Below are 15,601 nucleotides of genomic sequence, written 5' to 3'. Positions count from 1 at the left end.
GGGCGCTGGCGGCCAAGAGCGTGGCCGAGGCGCAAAAGGGGCTGGTATTCGCCGGCTTCCTGAAGCTGCTGCTGCCGCTTATCGTGGTAATTCCGGGCATCGTTGCCTTTGCGCTGAACGCCGACATTGCCAAATCGGACGAGGCGTACCCCTGGCTGCTCTACCATATTGTTCCTACCGGGATTAAGGGCTTGGCCTTTGCGGCGCTGGTTGCCGCCATTGTGGGTGCCGTAGCCGGCATGCTCAACAGCATCTCCACCATCTTTACCATGGATATCTACCAGTCGTACGTGAATAGGCAGGCCTCGCAGGCCAAGCTGGTGCGGGTGGGCCGCATCTCGGCGGCGGTAGCGCTGCTGGTGGCCTTCCCGATAGCCATCATGCTGCAAAACCTCGACCAAGCCTTCCAGTTTATCCAGGAGTTTACCGGCTTTGTAAGCCCTGGAGCGCTGGCGATCTTCCTGCTGGGCTTCTTCTGGAAGAGGGCCACGGCCAACGGAGCGCTGCTGGCGGCCATCGGAACCTTCGTCTTCTCGCTGCTGATGAAGTGGCTGCTCCCCGAGCTTCCATTTATGGATCGCATGGGGCTGGTATTCATCCTGTGCGTGCTGGTGATGGTTGCTAGCGCCATGGTGGAGCGTACCAAGGAAAACAGTAAGGCGATTGAGCTCTCGCCGGAGCTCTTTAACACCACCCGAGGCTTTAAGGTAGCCGCCGCTATCATTGTGGTAGTGCTAATCGCCATATATACCATTTGGTGGTAGCCGTAGCGTTACAGCACCCTCTGGTTTAAAGAAGCATCATATTGGGGCTGTCTAAAATGGAATCACGGATCACGACAAGCGACCTCTTGCAGTAAGCAGCAGTAGCATTTCGTGGTACACGCCACCTTTGAGTGAATACCTTTTTAGATAGCCCTTTTCTTTCTGGCAAAGCTGAATTTTGAGCAAAACGAAAGCCCACCTCTAAACGAGATGGGCTTTACACTTTATTGTCTAGCCGCTAAATTACTCCCTGCTGATGCAGAATGGCCATATTTTTTTTGATGAGATTCATATCGTCAACAATAGATGTAGCCGATATGGTGGCACCACTAAGGGCATCTACGTTTTTACGAAACTCAAACCGCTCCCCTATGCCCTTATTGGCAAACTGCTTTAGCCAAAATCGGCTGGCAACGGCACCTCCATAGGGCGGACGGTAGTCCAACATCTTCACCTGCTCGGTAGTGAGATTTCTATCAAAAACTACGGCATAGTCAAAAGTCTCCGTACGTCCTTCGGCCTGCGAAATATAAACGTAGCCGACCTTACTACCCCCTTTTTTGATGATATACAGCGAGCCGTTGGGCATCCCCTTTGCCAGCTGCCTTTGTAGCTCATCGTTTACCACCAAGCTGGTGATGGAGTAGTCCTCCTCATAGGTATCCTTTATGAGCTCCATCAGCTTTTTATGCCCAAACTTCGATAGCGGCAGCTCCTTGGCAAAAAGGGTTACCACGCAAAGCAGCAGCATGAATGTTAGCGTTTTTTTCATCTACAGATACTAAAATGTTACCCCAACACCTAAATTTAGCGTCCCAGCAAACGAATCGTCTGCTTTCGATTTGGTTAACTGGTAATCGGCCTTTAAAACTGCCCCCTTAGCAATTCTATATCCTAGCCCAAAGAACCACTCCTGACGGCTGTAGGCATCCTTTGCTGCGTAGCCAGCAGGCATCTTGTAGTTGGTGTCATAGTTCTCGTAGCGAACAAAGGGCGTTAGCGCACCAGCACCATTGGCGTTGCTGGCAATGGCATCGTAGGCTACCTCCAAGTAGTATCCCAGCATGGCCGAGCCTAGGTCTTTTTTGGTTAGCTTGTTATACTCGGCAACGTTGCCCAACGAGGTATAGGCAATAGTTCCTCTACTGCTAAAACGTCCCAGCGTGTAGCGGTAGTCGGCACCAACCATAGCCACGTTAACCACCGACGAGTCGGCCTTGGCCATTGCCAAGTCGTTGCCCTTATCGAGCTTGCTAAAGAGCGTCGAGCTGGTCTTTCCAAAATAGCCCGAAACGCCAAGCGTTAGATTCTGAATGCGATCGTAGGTAACGCGCGCAGCCACATTGGGGCTTCCCCAAATAGCCTTTACCCCCTTCTGACGGCCGTTTCGGATGCCTGATGCACCACCTAGCACCCCTGCACCATCGTAGCTCTTAAAGCCATTAACCACATACAGCTGGTATGCTAGCCCTAGGTCGCTAAAGCGGCCATGAACACCAGCCCCCATCTCGCGCCAGGTGGTTGGAATAAGCACGTTGTCAACCGATGGACGAAGCACCCCGTTAAACGACGTTGGCTCGTGAAACTCATTCACCAAACCAAAAGGAATCAGCAGCAAGCCAGCCTTCATTTGTAGCCGCTCGTCGAAGCGATGGTTTAGGTAGGCCTGCTCTATCCAAGCTTCGTTGGCATGCTCAAATTCGATCTCGGTAAAGAATGAGGTCTTCGAGGAGAATTGGTAGCCCACCAAAAAAACCACGCGGCTCAAGTCTACCGTCCCATTTTGCTTATATCCCGATTTAATTGGCTGCTTAAAGTCGATGGTTCCGTACCCTCCTACCGAAAGGTTGGAGTTTCCTAAGATTCCGCTATTAGAAGGTGATTGTGCATAACCTGTTCCACAACCTAACGCTGCTAGAAGCGCAGCAAATAACATCTTTCTCATGATTCAAAATTTTGATTAACCGCTGCAAAATAAGCGCATCCAAAATTCAGGTACCATACCTACATCTAGGTATTTTTAAGATGAAACGCCCCTACCAACATCTACTGTAGGCAGCCCACCGCCATCACCCCTCCTTCCGATGCCCATCCTGCTCGTTATCGAGCCTAAAGAGGGATGCCAGAGCATTTCCCATGATAAAAATCGCAATTAAGCCCCCCACAAATTCGAGTACTACAATAAGCTCATCCATAATTTTCCCATTTGCTAGCGCAAAGTTGCGGCCCAATCCGTAAGGAATTTATCAAGGTAGCCATCGTAGGTATAATGATTTTATAAAGAGCGAGCGGTCATCCCCTATAAAGGCATCAAGACAGCGGCTGGAAGCAAGGCCATCTCCCCACACCCGCTGCCAACAAAAAAGGCCTACCCCTTACGCGGTAGACCCTATACGTATCAGAAAGCTGCCGCTAGGCCCCTTTCCTGGTTTGATGCTTCTCTACGACTCCTCGTCGGTCTTCGTTTCGTTATACTTCTGCTTAATGCTCAGGTAACGGCTGTAGATGGCGCTCTGCAGCTTGGCAAACTTATCGCGATTGGCTGGGGCGTAGCTTGCGCTATACACCAGATAACCGTAAAATACGTTGATCGCCGACTCCAACTTCCTACGGCTTTGGGTGGCCGATTTAGAGTTTCTAAAAGCATGCTTGTCAGCCTCCTGGTCGCCCCAGTTAGCCATAAACTCCTTCTCGTCCTTAACCAGCTTCTCCAAGTACTCCTTACCACCTACTTCGGTAACCATTTGTAAGTTAGCTGGCTCCATAAGCTTTGCAATAATAATAGACAGGTACTCGCTCTCCTTCGAATCTGGGAAAGACTCTACCCCACTTCCATACATATTTACAATACCATAAAGCTTGGTGGCCTTCTCGCACACCGCCTCGACAGGCGAGTAGGTAAGCGAATCGAAATACTTACGAACACCAATAAACGATCCATCTCTTTTCTTGTCGGCCACCACCTTTGCCTCCGTGCTATCGCTCTTACGAAGGCGAGCCAGACTTTCCTTAAAGACTACCTGTTCGCTAACAATATTAGAATAAAGAGGGGTTTCCTTTACCTCCTGCACATCGGAGTCATCAACCACCTCGATAACGCCCGTTGCAATTGCGCTAACATCTGCAACGCCGAGCTTGGTCATAGCCAATTCTTCCATTGTATTACTGTTAAGTTATCGGCTGATGGTCTTTGCCGCATAAGCCTAAACGCTAGCCCCTGTACACCAAACAAGAACGCCAATACGCCAGATGCGCTTCTTTTGCCTTGCCAAATGCTCTGCTGCCGTACGGCGACGATCCATTTCCCTTGGTAAATGCTCTACTGCCATGCGGCAACGAAGCTTTTCCCTTGGTAAATGCTCTACTGCCGCGCGGCGACGAAGCTTTTCCCTTGCCAAATGCTCTGCTGCCGTGCGGCGACGGATCATTTCCCTTGGTAAATGCTCTGCTGCCGCCCTCCGGTAGCTCCCTAGTTACAAGCTTGCTACCAAAGTTTACCGCACTAGCATATGCTACGGCTACAATTAAAAATTTGTGGTGATTTACTGGGGGCCTCCATGCCAGCGAAGCGCTGTAGCCCTGATAGTACGTTGGTTAAGTACATTTACTAGCGTCAGAATGCCACTAAAGACAATCTTTACCAAAGGCTAAAATAAAAATATTTATTTTAATTAACAAAATGTACGTGAATATATTTTCAAATATGACTTTCTGTATACCCATACAAGTATACAGCGCGTTGCGAATAGGCCGCGTCACCAGCCTTCCCAAAAAGAAAGCCCCTCCGTTGGAGGGGCCTACGCTAAAAATCGATACCGTCTATCAGCTTCATAATCCTATCCGTTTCCGTTAGGGCCACAATAATCTTTTGGTAGTGGAGGATATCCTCGAACTCGAGCTGCCTACCCCTACGATCCTTTAGCCACTTTTGGGCGGGCTGGTAGCCGCCTATGTAGAAATTCCAGGCAGAAGAAGGCACATCTTTAAAGTGCTGGGTTTCGTTTATGTATACTGCCCCTAAATAGTCGGGATATTCTATTTCGCCGTTTTCGTTGGGGATCGAGTTGCTATAGTAGTACATTTCAAAGCGAATTTTCTCGACCTCGTTGCTACCCCCAACGGGATACTGGGTAATGTACTGCTCCACCTTAGGACTTTCGAGCAGGTGTATTTGGCGCAGATCGCCGCCCAGCGCCACCAGCTGCCAAAAGGTAGCGGCATCTTTGGGGTAGGGCACGCGGGGGAAGTCTATCTTTAGGAACTCCTTGTACGTTTCCCTATAGCGCGGGCTGTGCAGCACCGCGTAGATGTAGTCTAGCAAATCGATGGGGGCAAAGGTGCCCTCGGTAGCCTCCTTCTCGGCGGTAAAGGTTAGCCCCAAGCCCTCGGCTATTTGACCTACTATTTCGGGGTTGAGGTTGGGCGTGCGCTCGGCTGCATGCCCAAGGGTTTGCTGGGCGTTGGTTTCGGGATAGAGGTAGAGGGGAAATAATGAGTAATTCCCTTTGGGCAAACTCCCTTTTTCAATTATATTATTGGTTAGTAAGCAAACAAATTCCATTAACTCACCATTAATACGAAGTGTTATCAAACCAAGATTATCCCCTTTAATCATGTGTGACATTGTTGAAGTTCTTGGTCTTCCAATAAAACCACTCGTTTTTCCTGTATATAACGTATGTCTTATATCAAAGGGTCTATATAGTATTTTAGTGTAAAAAATTTTATTCTCTTTCAAATCGTTACTAGCATCCTTGAAATTCCATCCACTTGAATCCGATTTGTTTGGATACATTTTCTTTAATGTTACTATATCATTATTTTTAAAATCATCTACAACTTTAAGCAGGTCTGATCTATCAAAATGTATTGAAAGTTCATCACACTTCGTTTGAATACCTGTATTATTATTTATCAAAAGCTCATTTATTTTAAAACCTTTACTATATCTTTTTTCCTCATTAAAATTTTTGGGTACAAAAAAACAGTAAGGTTCTTTATACAATAATCTATTCCATGCAATTGTATCAATATTCATTTTTAGTAAATCCTCGTATTTGATATCCCTTTTTCCTTGTAAATCATAATGAAACAATTGACCTAATTCGATCTTTTTTTTAAGCCCAGTTTTCACAAAAATATTAATCGATACTCCTTGCATTATATCGAACACGTTTTGGTCTGGCGTACCATCGGGGCAAACCTCCTTTTTCTTGGCGTTGCCATGCAAATCGAGAATGTAAATCTTATCAAAGCTTTCCAGTAGGCTTTTCCGCATTTGGCGGTGGGTTATGCCATCTATAAAGCTGTTGTTGGAGATGTACGCCAAAACACCGCTACCGTTCTTATCAATAAAGTGCTGTCCGTAGCGGATAAACTTAATATAGTCGTCGTCGAGGTTTATTTTCCGCTCGTTTAGGTTTCGCTTGTAGTCTGCAATTAGGTTTTGTATCCACTCCCCCTTATTGGTGCTGCTAACGCTGTAGGGCGGGTTTCCGATAATGCACATTACGGGGGTGTCGCGCTTAATGTGGTTGGCCTCGTTGGCCTCGGAGCTTAGCCAGCTGGCAAATAGGGTGCCGGTGTCGGGGTGGTACTCCTCCAAGCTGTTGGTTAGGTACACCCTAAAGCGCTGGTCTTTGGTGGGGGTAAACCCGGTTTCGGAGAGCAGCAGGTCGAGCTTCAGGTGGGCCATGGCGTAGCTGGCCATCAGCAGCTCAAAGCCGTTTAGGCGGGGCAGCAGGTGGTTCTCTACGTAGCTGCTCCAAATGCCCTGCTGGCCTTGGAACTTCTTATGAATATGCTTTACCACCTCGGCCAAAAAGGTGCCAGTCCCCGTTGCGGGGTCTAGAATTTGTACCCTATGTACCTCCTGCTCCACCTTCTTGCCCTGCATATCCACCTTTATTCGGGTTTTGCTGGTGTCGGCAAGGCCTTGGGGCAGGTCGAACTCGGTTTTTAGTATCTCATCTACGGCACGTACTATAAAGTTCACCACGGGCTGCGGGGTGTACCACACGCCGCGCGCCTTACGCAGCTTGGGGTCGTACTGGCTCAGAAAGTCTTCGTAGAAGTGGATAATGGGGTCTTCCATTTTGGTAGACTTACCGTAACTTTTAAGCATCTCCTCCACGTTGCACGCCAGAAAGATGTTCACCAGGTCGTCTACAATCCATTTTATGCGGTCGTCCACATCCAGTCCGGCAATATATCCGAATAGCTTTTTAAGGAATGGGTTCGACTTGGGGATGAGCTCGTAGGCCTCCTGTCGGCTAAAGGTGGGCAGGGTCGGGTCGTGGTAGCGGGCGGCAAACATGCCGTAGGCAATGGTTTGCGCGTACACATCGGCAAAGCCCTTTGGGGTAATATCGTGTATAAGAATTTGCTTAAAGGCGTTCATTTGGTCTTTAAGCGTGCTATTCTCGCTGGTATCGTCGTCGCTGCAAAGCGCCTTTTCGATAACATCGGAGAGCAGGCGAGCCTTAGCAGCCATCATTTCGGCCAGCTTACGGCTGCTCTTTATGGTTTGCCCAATGTGGATGCAAAAATCCTGAATAAAATGCTCGAACTGGGCAAAGTTCTCGGTTAGGGGTTTTATGCCCTTAGCGGTTACCTCGCCAATGGTAATTTTGGTTACGAATTGGCCTTCGCGGTAAAGGTGGAAGTTGAGATAGTCGGTAAAGATAAGGTTGTTCAGCGAGGCCTTGTAGCGGTCGAACTGCTCCTTATTTCCGGTTTTCTTTGCCCCATCGAGGTCTTTATCGCCAATGTCTTTCGCCTCTATAAAGCCAACAGGGATATCTTTTTTGGTTATGATGTAGTCGGGCGCACCACAGCTTTGCCTTTTGGGCTCGTTGGTTGCCCGAATGGCGGGGGCTAAGCTTTCGATGAGCTGCTGAAGATCGCCTCTAAACGTGTGTTCGGTTGCATTGCCAAGTAAGTAGCGTTTGTTTATGCTATCAATATATTGTTCAACGGTCATATTTTCTATAATTCGTTTAGATTAACAAATAAAGTATAAAATCTTATGAAAGCCAAGCGTTAGGAGTGTCTATTTAGGCCTTTCTCCCAGCCTACGGCCACCCCTCCATAGGAGGGGAATTTGGGCGTGCGGATTATTACGGGTTCGGGGCGGCATTTAGGCTATGCTCAAATAATTTCGCTGCAGCTGATGCTTCCACGCAATGTATGATCTCTATGTTAGCAAGCAACAGGCAAAAGACAATATTCTATCTCAGCAATAGGCAGAAAAAGAGCGCTACGGCAAGTTCCCCTCCATGGGAGGGGTGCCCGCAGGGCGGGGTGGAAATTAGCTACTTCCCGATGCAGAACTTCGAGAAGATATTTCCTAGAATATCGTCGGTGGAGATGGTACCCGTAATCTGGCCGAGGTAGAATATCGCCTCGCGGATATCCTGCGAAAGGAAATCGCCAGAGATACCCGTATCAACGCCTTCGAGGGCGCGCTGCAGAGCCTCGTTGGTCATTACAAGTGCCTCGTAGTGGCGCATGTTGGTAACAATCACGCTCGACTCCGACATCTGCTCCAACCCAGCCTTGTCCACCAGCAGGCGGTTTAGCTCGTCGAGGTTCTGATGGTGCTTTGCCGAGATGGAAACGATATCTACGCCATCGGCATACAGCTCCTTTAGCCGAGCCTGTAGCGCCGAGAGGGCGTGGGGCTCCATCCCATCAATCTTGTTGAACACCACCAAAAGGTGCTGCTCGTCGGTTACGCGCTGGTGTACGTCGGCCACCGAGTGGTCTATCCGTTCTATATCCTCCTTGGGGTCGATTAGCAGCAGCACAATAGTTGCCTGGGTAATCTTCTGGTAGGTGCGCTCAATACCTAAGCTCTCTATGGTATCGTGCGTGTGGCGTATTCCTGCCGTATCAATAAACCGGAAGTCGATACCGCCAATGGTAAAGGTATCCTCTATCACATCGCGGGTGGTACCAGCAATATCCGACACAATGGCCTTATCCTCGTTTAGCATGGCATTTAGCAACGTCGATTTCCCCACGTTGGGATTACCAACAATGGCTACCGGAATGCCCGATTTAACGGCATTGCCCAGGCTAAAAGTCTTAGCCAAGCCCCCCACATGGTTGATGATGGTAACAATAAGCTTCCGCAAGCTGGTACGATCGGCAAACTCCACGTCCTCCTCGCTAAAGTCGAGCTCCAGCTCAATGAGGCTGGTAAAGTTGAGCAGCTGTTCGCGCAGCTGTTCAATCTCCTTCGAGAAGCCGCCACGCATCTGGTTCATGGCCAAGCGGTGGCTTGCCTTGCTGGTTGATGCGATAAGATCGGCTACAGCTTCGGCCTGCGAGAGGTCGAACTTGCCGTTTAGGAACGCGCGCTGGGTAAACTCGCCAGGCTGCGCCAGCGTAGCACCAGCCCTAATCAGGGTTTCGAGAATTCGCTGCTGTATGTAGATAGATCCGTGGCACGAAATTTCCACCGTATCCTCGCCAGTAAACGAGTGTGGCGCCTTAAAGATGGAAACCAGCACCTCGTCGATCACCTCGTCGCCATTTACCAGCTTCCCAAAATGAATGGTATTGGGCTTCTGAGCCACCAGCTTCTTAGACGATGGCGAACGAAAAACCTTATCGGCAAGGCTTATTGCCTCTGGACCGCTTAGGCGAAGTACGGCAATGGCACCTAACCCTGCAGGTGTTGCAATTGCTGCTATAGTTGGATTCTCTATCATTGGGCAAAAATTGAGGTACAAAGATAGCATAACGATCCGACACCCACGCAAAAGAAGCCCCGTCCCCTCGGTTTACGTTTAAAAAATGGGATGAACTCAGCAGATCGGCCTAGAGCGCAGCGGCCCCACAATGCCCTCTAAAGCGTATAGCGCGCTAAATGCGGTGGCTTCTCCGCTGATCTTTAACAAAAAGATGCTGCAAACCTAAATTTTAGCCCCTTCAACTTATCAATAATTAGCATTTCCAAGCAAATAATTAATGTCATTAAACATATTAAGCCATATTAAAACCACTTGTAGCTAAGAAACGGCCTAGCTAGATTTGTACCCGAAACCATTTTTAATTAAAACGCATGTCGCACATTCAGCAAGATAAGATGTTTTCCGCCGAATGGTGGAAGGCAATTGGCTACATTACGCTAGGGAGCTTTATCTTCTCCATGACTATTGTGATGTTTGTTTCTCCGTTTAAGATTGCTCCTGGAGGAACCTACGGTATTGGGATCGTTATCTCTCACCTTTTTGGCTGGAAAATTAGCACCGTGGTAGCCTTTCTCGACTGGCCGCTACTCCTAATTGGAACGCTAATACTTGGCCCAATCTTCGGATTTAAGACAGCCTACGCTACGGCGGCAGGTATTGGCTTTACATGGCTCTTCGAAACCATCCTATGGACCAGCGGACAGCCGCTAATTGACGACGCCCTGCTATCTTCTATCTTTGCCGGGGTTCTTTACGGTGTTGCCATGGGCATCATCTTTAAGTCTAAGGCCACATCGGGCGGTAGCGACATCATCTCAATGATTCTACACAAGTACACCCACCTCTCGCTAGGTAAGCTGGTACTTATTGTCGACTCCATCATTACCCTTATCACCATCCCCGCATTTGGCGACTGGAAGCTGCCTTGCTACGCTTGGATTCTAATCTTTATTCAAAGTAAGATTATCGACACCATTCTTAACGAGGAGGGATACAACAAAACGGTTATGATTATCTCGGATAAGTACGAGGAAATTAGAGCCTTTATCCTGAAAGATCTAGACAGAGGGGGTACCCTTATTGATGTGAAGGGACTTTACCAAGAGCAGGAGCGTAAAATGATTTACGTGGTGCTTAACCGCCGCGAGGTGGAGATTTTAAAGCAGGAAATTCGCAAGATAGATCCTAAAGCGTTTGTAAACGTAACGGGGGCTGGCGAAATTCTTGGAAACGGATTTAGACCACTATAAAAACTACTGTCATAATAAGAGAGGGTCGCTAGCATCATGCACGCGACCCTCTTTTTTTTGTCGTACTACAGCCCTATTTCTTCAGCAATTTCGCTCATGGCTGCAATGGCCATCTCGGCAAACTGCGGTAGCGGAATGCCAACCATTTCGCACTCCATTATATTTTCGCGCTTTACCGACGCGGCAAACTTAACCTCCTTCATCCGTTTAACCACCGACTTGGGCTGAACAGATGCTACCCGTTTATCAGGATAAACCATTGCCGTAGCCGTAATCATTCCAGTTATCGTTTCGCCAGCCGCCAGCGCATGATCGAGAAGCGTTGTACGCGGCTCTGAAGTTGCCAGCTCGTTGTGCCTGCGAATAGCATCAACGGCAGCTTGAGGTAATCCCTGCTCCCTCAGGTAGTCAGCAGCAATGTTGCCATGCAGCTCATGATTCCCTTCCGTCTCCTCCACATCGAGGTCGTGCAACAAACCAGCCAAGCCCCACAGCTCCTCATCTTCGCCAAAATGCACCGCCAGCTTACGCATTACCGCCTCCGACGATAGGCTATGCGCCACCATTCGTGGATTCTTTATTCGGCTATTCAGCAATAGCCAAGCCTCTTCCCTATTCATTGCTACATCTTTAAACTATGATATACTACGTTGTTCCGCCAACAGATGCTGCAAGCCACTATCAGCTCTCCTTTTCATCAAAAAAGAATTCAAAAGCATAATGCTAGCAGGCTTCAAACTTATTGTATTTATGCAACCATCCGATTCCTGATCCCAATTTTTTAAGTATAAAGATTGCGTAAGCACAAAAAAAGTGGCAGGAACGACGAAATTCCTGCCACACAAAATACTAAATACTATGGTATACAACTAGAACAAACGTGGATATTTTGTAGGATTGCTCCTATGCATCATTTCGTAAAGCGTATCGAAAACATCTTCGGCATTTGGGTTCGAAAAGTAGTCGCCATCCGAAGCAAATGCAGGTCGATGCTCGCGAGCGGTAATCGTCTTTGGCTCATCCTCCAAATGGTAAAATCCGCCACGTTCCTCAATTACTCGCTGCATCATAAAGGCTGTCGCACCGCCGGGTACATCTTCGTCGAAGAATACCACTCGGTTCGTTTTCTTTACCGACTCAAGAATTGTGTTCGTTCTATCGAACGGAAGAAGCGTTTGAACATCTATTAGCTCAACGGAGATTCCGAACTCGGCAAGCTGCTTAACTGCATCCTGAGCAATACGAACGCACGAACCATAGGTAACTAAGGTAATATCGGTACCTTCATTTAAAATTTCGGGAATCCCCAACGGTACCGTGTACTCTCCAATATTATCCGGACGAAGCTCCTTTAAGCGGTAGCCATTAAGAGGCTCAACCACCAACGCAGGATCATCTCCTTTAAGCAGCGTATTGTACATACCAGCCGCCTGCGTCATATTACGAGGAACGCATACGTATATCCCCCTAATTGAGTTTATGACCATACTCAATGGCGAGCCAGAATGCCATATGCCTTCCAATCGGTGTCCTCGGGTGGTAATAATCATTGGTGCCTTCTGTCCGCCTCGTGTGCGCCAGTGCAGCGTTGCCACGTCATCAGAAAGCGTTTGAAGACCATAAAGGATGTAATCGAAGTACTGTATCTCGGCAATTGGCCTAAAACCACGAAGCGCCAGGCCAAGGCCTTGCCCTATAATAGATGTTTCGCGAATTCCGGTATCCGACACGCGCAGCTCTCCAAACTTCTCCTGTAACCCTTCGTAGGTTTGGTTTACGCCGCCAATTTTACCCACATCCTCTCCAAAAACCACCACATTAGGGTACTTGTCGAAAATATGCTCGTAGTTATCTCTAATGATCTCCCTACCATTAACCATTTTCGAACTTTCGGAAAATAGAGGTTTCACCTCCTCCACCTTAATGGCAGCCCTATCCGACTCGCTATAAAGATGGGTGCTATACCTATCAAAAGCATCGGCTTTAGCCCTCTCAATCCAACTACGGACATCATCCTTTAAACCCACCAAATTTTCGCAATCGTCGCAAACGTGACGAACAAGACGCTTGGCAGCGCTAAGCACATCCTTACGAATAGGCGCATCAATACGCCTTAAATCTTCCGCTATAGTCTTAACCTTATCGAACTTATTACGCTTGCAAACACAATTTCTCGACTCTACGATAGCAAGAAGTGCGTCCCTATCTTTTCTTATCGGGGCCAAAAACTTTGTCCACGCTACATTTTTTGCTTTTTTGGCATCTTCAGCAGCCTTGTTTTCCAACGATTCAAGCTCTGAGGCTGTAGCCAACCCGCTTTCCAGAATCCACATTTTAAACTGAGACAAACAATCGTACTGTAGCTCCCATTCCAAGCGCTCCTTCGATTTGTAGCGCTCATGCGATCCAGAGGTGGAGTGACCCTGAGGTTGCGTTAGCTCGACAATGTGAAAAAGGACAGGAACCTGCTCGGCTCTGCACTTAGCAATCCCCTCTTTAAAGGTGGCTAGCAACTCTGGATAGTTCCAACCTCTAGCTTTATAGATAAGAATACCAGTGGTGTCACCCTCCTTTTTCTCAAAACCTTTCAGAGCCTCCGAGATGCTAGATTTTACGGTTTGTAAATCTCGGCTTACGCTAATGCCATAGCCATCGTCCCATACAGCCATTGCCAGCGGAACCTGCATTACAGCAACCGCATTCATTATTTCAAAGAAATGGCCTTCGGATGTGCTGGCATCCCCAATAGTCCCAAAGGCTACCTCATTACCCCCATTGCTAAAATTTTCGAACGATTTATCGTGTGGAAGATGACGGTAGAGCTTAGAGGCATACGCTAACCCAATCAAACGAGGCATCTGCCCTGCCGTTGGAGATAAGTCAGATGCTGTATTCTTTTGATTGGCTAAATTTTTCCAAGAGCCATCTTCATTGTGGCTACGTGTAGCAAAGTGATTGTTGAAAGATCGACCTCCGTTGCTAGGGTTATCGGCCAAATCGGTATTCCCATACAGCTGGTGAAAAAACTCTTCGGCTGGGCTCATCTCCGTAGCCAACATAAATGTCTGATCACGATAGTAGCCCGAGCGCCAATCGCCTGGCTGAAAATACTTCGCCATAGCAATTTGCGGAAGTTCCTTTCCATCTCCAAAAATGCCAAACTTAGCTTTTCCAGTAAGCACCTCCTTACGTCCAATAAGCGACATATTACGGCTCAACCACCCAATATAGTAGTCCTTAAGCACCTCGCTAGGATCAAAGTTATCTGCTTTACCGTTTATACTTTTAATGTCTCCAACAGTACTCATCTCTGAATTAATATTTACTGGTTGGTAATAACTGGCACAAAAAAGAGCGCCAAGTATTTAAAATTATTAAGATTATTCAGCATTAGATTTCAATTTGTCACCAATCTCCATAAAAATGCTGCATTCTATAAACCAAAAACGTTTAAGGATGTTTAGTGGATTTTGAAAGATAAATTGAATTAGAACCCTAACTTTGTAAAAAAAAGAGAGATGATACTTCTTAAAACATTACTTGTTGTCATAGCAATTATTGCCATTGCCTTCATCGGGCTGGGTATCCGAATCTGGATAAAGGGACGATTCCCTGATACAGAAGTTGAAACCAACCCTCACATGAAAAAAATGGGTATAAAGTGCGCCAAGCAAGAGGAATGGGAGGCACATTGCGAGCATACTGGAACCGATTTTGGGAACTGCTCGAGCTGCTGCTCCTCATGCGGCACCCATTAATCAACACTATTTGAGCAACGCCAAAATACAACCTATACAATAAAAGCCAGGCTTCAACCTGGCTTTTATTCGTTACTATCGTTAATAAAATCTACTTTATAAGCATTTTATCAAAACCAGAAGTGGCATAGGTCAAAAATTCACCTTTTGGACCGGAGTACACCATAAACGCATCCATATCCGAACGTTTAGCAAGAAACTCTTTAGCCTTATCTACCCCCATAACCATAAAAGCGGTTGCATATCCATCAGCCAACGCACAGTTGTTTGCAACAACCGAAATACTTAATAGCGTGTTATGTGCAGGGTAGCCCGTTTTAGGATCCAATTCATGCGAATACTTTACTCCATTCTCTTCAAAAAACTTGCGGTAGCTACCAGATGTGGCCAATGCTTTACCACTAGGCAAAGCCACCTTTGCCTGCAGGTCTTGACCAGGAGTTACGTTGTTATCGAAGGGTTTATCAATGCCTATTACCCAAGCCTTACCTTTAGAGTTTAGTCCTTTACATAGAGTTTCTCCGCCTATTTCAACCAAGTACTCATTTATTCCTTTACTTTCGAAATAGCGAGCAATTACATCAACAGAATAGCCCTGAGCAATGGCATTGACATCAACAAACATGCTGGGATTACTTTTAATAAGCTTTCCGTCCACTAGTTTAACCTTACCCATACCTACTAAAGGAAGGATGCTATCAATGCGTTCTTTGGTTATTTTATCACGCTTTTTAAGCCCAAACCCCCATGCCTGCACAAGCGGACCAACAGTGATATCAAAAGCTCCATTGGTAGCCTGATACACCTCCTCCGAGAGTTTGTAACACTCATCAAAGTAGGCATCAGTACGTACCGTTGTATCATTATTATTTATACGTGTAATGATACTCGTCTTGCAATATATTGAAAGCGACTGATCAAAATTTTTAAGGATAGAATCTACCTGAGGCTGCAGATTGCGCTTCTGCGCATCACGATAAGACATTGAATAGGTTGTCCCCTGTGCAAATCCGCTTATCTTAACATACTCTTTTTCGCGGCTATTACACGAGGAAAATAGAACAGCACAAGCCGCTAAAACAACTAATAATTTTTTCATCATAAATGGATATCAAAAAAGTAAGGCTCCC

General features: G+C 47.1%; 12 protein-coding genes. 3 read left to right on the top strand and 9 right to left on the bottom strand.

Annotated features, from left to right (window positions below; all coding sequences use genetic code 11):
* Nucleotides 1-764: sodium:solute symporter family transporter (locus tag L990_RS02560; RefSeq protein WP_047445225.1), on the top strand; the 764-nt coding region annotated here is incomplete at its 5' end.
* Nucleotides 765-1,002: 238 nt separating this feature from the next.
* Here L990_RS02560 and L990_RS02555 read toward each other — a convergent pair.
* The 6 genes from L990_RS02555 to mnmE all read right to left on the bottom strand — a co-directional run bounded on the left by L990_RS02555 (nucleotide 1,003) and on the right by mnmE (nucleotide 9,478).
* Entirely contained in the window at nucleotides 1,003-1,536 is a 534-nt protein-coding gene (locus L990_RS02555) for a hypothetical protein (RefSeq protein WP_047445223.1), read from the bottom strand.
* Nucleotides 1,537-1,545: 9 nt separating this feature from the next.
* A complete protein-coding gene (locus L990_RS02550) occupies nucleotides 1,546-2,709 on the bottom strand; it encodes a hypothetical protein (protein ID WP_047445221.1) in 1,164 nt (387 codons plus the stop codon).
* A gap of 124 nt (nucleotides 2,710-2,833) precedes the next feature.
* Nucleotides 2,834-2,959, bottom strand: a complete 126-nt coding sequence (locus L990_RS20500) for a hypothetical protein (protein WP_262480641.1) — start codon at nucleotides 2,957-2,959, stop codon at nucleotides 2,834-2,836.
* 246 nt (nucleotides 2,960-3,205) lie between these two features.
* Nucleotides 3,206-3,922 (bottom strand): DUF6261 family protein, encoded by a 717-nt coding sequence (locus tag L990_RS02545; RefSeq protein ID WP_156121289.1) that lies wholly within the window; start codon nucleotides 3,920-3,922, stop codon nucleotides 3,206-3,208.
* 644 nt (nucleotides 3,923-4,566) lie between these two features.
* Nucleotides 4,567-7,746: a type ISP restriction/modification enzyme gene (locus L990_RS02535; protein ID WP_047445214.1), complete on the bottom strand. Its 3,180-nt coding sequence runs from the start codon at nucleotides 7,744-7,746 to the stop codon at nucleotides 4,567-4,569.
* A gap of 331 nt (nucleotides 7,747-8,077) precedes the next feature.
* The gene (mnmE, locus tag L990_RS02530; protein ID WP_197057214.1) at nucleotides 8,078-9,478 is read right to left on the bottom strand and encodes a tRNA uridine-5-carboxymethylaminomethyl(34) synthesis GTPase MnmE; all 1,401 of its coding nucleotides are present in this window, start codon (nucleotides 9,476-9,478) and stop codon (nucleotides 8,078-8,080) included.
* A 356-nt stretch (nucleotides 9,479-9,834) separates the two neighbouring features.
* Between mnmE and L990_RS02525 the strand changes: the two genes are divergently transcribed.
* A complete protein-coding gene (locus L990_RS02525) occupies nucleotides 9,835-10,713 on the top strand; it encodes a YitT family protein (protein ID WP_047445210.1) in 879 nt (292 codons plus the stop codon).
* A gap of 65 nt (nucleotides 10,714-10,778) precedes the next feature.
* Here L990_RS02525 and L990_RS02520 read toward each other — a convergent pair whose 3' ends face one another.
* Nucleotides 10,779-11,333, bottom strand: coding sequence for an HDIG domain-containing metalloprotein (locus tag L990_RS02520; protein ID WP_047445208.1), 555 nt, complete (start codon nucleotides 11,331-11,333; stop codon nucleotides 10,779-10,781).
* 249 nt (nucleotides 11,334-11,582) lie between these two features.
* Entirely contained in the window at nucleotides 11,583-14,021 is a 2,439-nt protein-coding gene (locus tag L990_RS02515) for a thiamine pyrophosphate-dependent enzyme (RefSeq protein WP_047445206.1), read from the bottom strand.
* A gap of 210 nt (nucleotides 14,022-14,231) precedes the next feature.
* Here L990_RS02515 and L990_RS02510 point away from each other — a divergent pair, with 210 nt between their 5' ends.
* On the top strand, nucleotides 14,232-14,471 hold the full coding sequence (locus tag L990_RS02510; protein ID WP_047445203.1) for a hypothetical protein: 240 nt from the start codon (nucleotides 14,232-14,234) through the stop codon (nucleotides 14,469-14,471).
* Between the two features lie 91 nt (nucleotides 14,472-14,562).
* Here L990_RS02510 and L990_RS02505 read toward each other — a convergent pair whose 3' ends face one another.
* A complete protein-coding gene (locus tag L990_RS02505) occupies nucleotides 14,563-15,573 on the bottom strand; it encodes an FAD:protein FMN transferase (RefSeq protein WP_047445201.1) in 1,011 nt (336 codons plus the stop codon).
* Between the last annotated feature and the right edge of the window lie 28 nt (nucleotides 15,574-15,601).

This window comes from Alistipes sp. ZOR0009 (assembly GCF_000798815.1).
Taxonomy (GTDB): Bacteria; Bacteroidota; Bacteroidia; order Bacteroidales; family ZOR0009; genus Acetobacteroides.
The sequence above is the reverse complement of the archived record's forward strand: the minus strand, read 5'-3'. Positions and strand labels throughout refer to the sequence as shown.